The sequence below is a fragment of the Mesorhizobium sp. M7A.F.Ca.US.002.01.1.1 genome, assembly GCF_004022955.1.
Classification (GTDB): Bacteria; Pseudomonadota; Alphaproteobacteria; order Rhizobiales; family Rhizobiaceae; genus Mesorhizobium; species Mesorhizobium ciceri.
The window spans coordinates 1-2,232 of the sequence record NZ_RZQE01000714.1 but is presented as its reverse complement, the minus strand read 5'-3'; the positions used below and the strand labels follow the sequence as shown (position 1 = coordinate 2,232).

The 2,232-nt window shown below is 57.8% G+C and carries 2 protein-coding genes; both read right to left on the bottom strand.

The window, feature by feature from the left end:
• A partial coding sequence (locus EN932_RS34510; protein ID WP_164890794.1) for a CHASE domain-containing protein occupies positions 1-1,229 on the bottom strand: 1,229 nt, incomplete at its 3' end.
• Between the two features lie 410 nt (positions 1,230-1,639).
• Complete coding sequence (locus EN932_RS34505; RefSeq protein WP_013525315.1) at positions 1,640-1,840, bottom strand: hypothetical protein; 201 nt, start codon at positions 1,838-1,840, stop codon at positions 1,640-1,642.
• Between the last annotated feature and the right edge of the window lie 392 nt (positions 1,841-2,232).

The following is a 2,232-nucleotide window of genomic DNA, read 5'->3' as shown; positions in this document are numbered from 1 at the left end:
TCCTGGAAGAAGGCTGCGCGCGTGCGCACGTGGCGCGTGGTACCGTCCGCTAGCAGGACTCGGTATTGCGAAGAATACGGTCCCTCCCTCTCGGCGGCCGCGTCGAACTCCTGGCGCGCCCTGTCGAAATCTTCGGGATGAATAGCCATCGCCCAGTCTTCATAACCGCGCGGTTTGCCATCGGCTGGCTTGCCGTAGATCTGGTTGACGCGGTCGTCCCATAGCAGTTCTTTTGTGGCCAGGTCGTGCTCCCACACGCCAATTCCAGAAGCTTCCAGGGCCAACTCAAGGCGGCCAGACAGACGTCTGAGCTCGGCATAGTTTTTCTGTCGTTCGCCGAACAGTCGCCCGGCCACCAGGATCGGCAGCACCACCAGCGCGCCGGCAAAGGCTATGAGCCCCCGCAACATCCACGCATTGTTCGGAATGGCCGGCCAGCCTCCCTTCGGTATAGCCGAAATCAGCCAGGAGCCCGAAGGCAGTTGCACATCGGCCGACACCGGCTTGCCGGCGAGGACATTGTCTCCCCCGAAGAATTTTTTGCCGCCACCGCCAAGCGCGTCGGTCCCCGTCAGGGCGACATCAATATCAATCCCGGGGTCATTCAAGCCGCTCGCCGCGTAAAGCTGATCGACATCGATGACAGCGGAGAGGATGCCCCAGAATCGGCTGCCGCCGCCCGCCGTCGGCACAAAGACGGGAATGCGCCCGACAAAGCCTCGCCCTCCCTGGGCCAGGTCGACGGGGCCTGCCAACACAAGAACGCCGAGGTCTCGCGCGCGAAGCGCCGCCGTCCGTTGCGCCTCGCTCTTGCGGTAATCGAGCCCGATCGCCTTCTGGTTGCCTTCCATCGGGTACATCAGCGAGATGACGAGATCGGGCGCACCGGCGATGTTGCGCAGTTGCGATCTCTGTCGGAACAGGTTGCTTGCCAGGGACGCAAATCTCTGCTGTCCCATGTACGGCTCTGTAACTATGGCCGAGACGAGGCCCTGAACAAGCTGGAGATTACCGTTTACATTGCCTTCGAGCTTGGCCCTTATGATGTTGACCTTGGCCTGGACTTCGGCGCGCGCGAGTTGATCGGACACTTTCGTGTTCTGCAAGTCCGCAAGGACCGCGCAGATCACAAGCACGGCCAACGCAATTGCCGCCGGCAAGTTGGCGGTCGAAAAAACCGCCTTTCTTGCACCATCAAAGTCAAAATCCGTTCTGCCCGACCGGCTCAATTGCGTTTCCTTGACAAAAAGCCCATCGGCCAACGTAGGATGAACTGTTTAAATTTGGACTTCCAATCTGCATAAAAGCTTCTGGTCTGTGCCACCAAGTTTCGAAAGGCTGCGCTTGGGCGCTGCGCGTAGTACCGTTGGGCCTGTGCCGGCCAGTCCTGCTGCGCCGAACAGCAGGGTCGTCCTGCTCGGGCGGAAGAAGGGTAGGGAAAGCGAGACGGACAGCCTGGGAGAGGGGAGGGGCGAGATCGACATCAGGAAGATGGATTAGCCTACTACATGCTGTCATCGCTGGTTCGCACCGGGTCATCCGTCCATCTTCTGCTATGATCCCGACGCCGTGACGTTCGTCACGGCTCTTACCCACAGCCCTGACGCATCCTGGCCAGTGAGCTCTAAATTGGCCGCGCTTAACGATCCGGCTCGAACCAACTTGTCGTGCTGCCGCAAGGGTGCGTTACCCTGATCCATTCGCCGATGTCAGGCTCTTCGGCGTACGGGATGGTTACTGGTCCCCACGTCTTCGCAGCTTCAACAACATTTTCGGCCTGAACCTCGGCACGTTCCACAGCTTTGCCGTCGCGTATCAGCTCGACGGTGAAACTCTGCATAGATCGCACTCCTGTCGCGCAATCATATCCCAACCTCTACCCGAAAGGAAAAATCTGTTTTTTCGAAAGGAAATAGCTTCCCAAGGTCCTCGCGGCACAAGGCAGCTATTCGCAACAAAAGGGGCCCAGGTGGCCCAACGATGAAACGCATTTTGCTTTTCTTGTGCGGCGAAAGCATGATGGAGCGGGTGGCTAACAGCCGATAAATTTTGCCAACACATTGATTTCAAATCATAATTTCATGTTCCATAATGTATGTTATGCGACTTCTGGATGTAGCAGTTATATAGAGATGCGACACTTGAGCAATTTAGAGATGCGACAGTCCCCGACTTTCACAGCTCATGCTCTGGCCAACTCGAAGCTGGAAAGGAAGGCTGACGACTTCACAC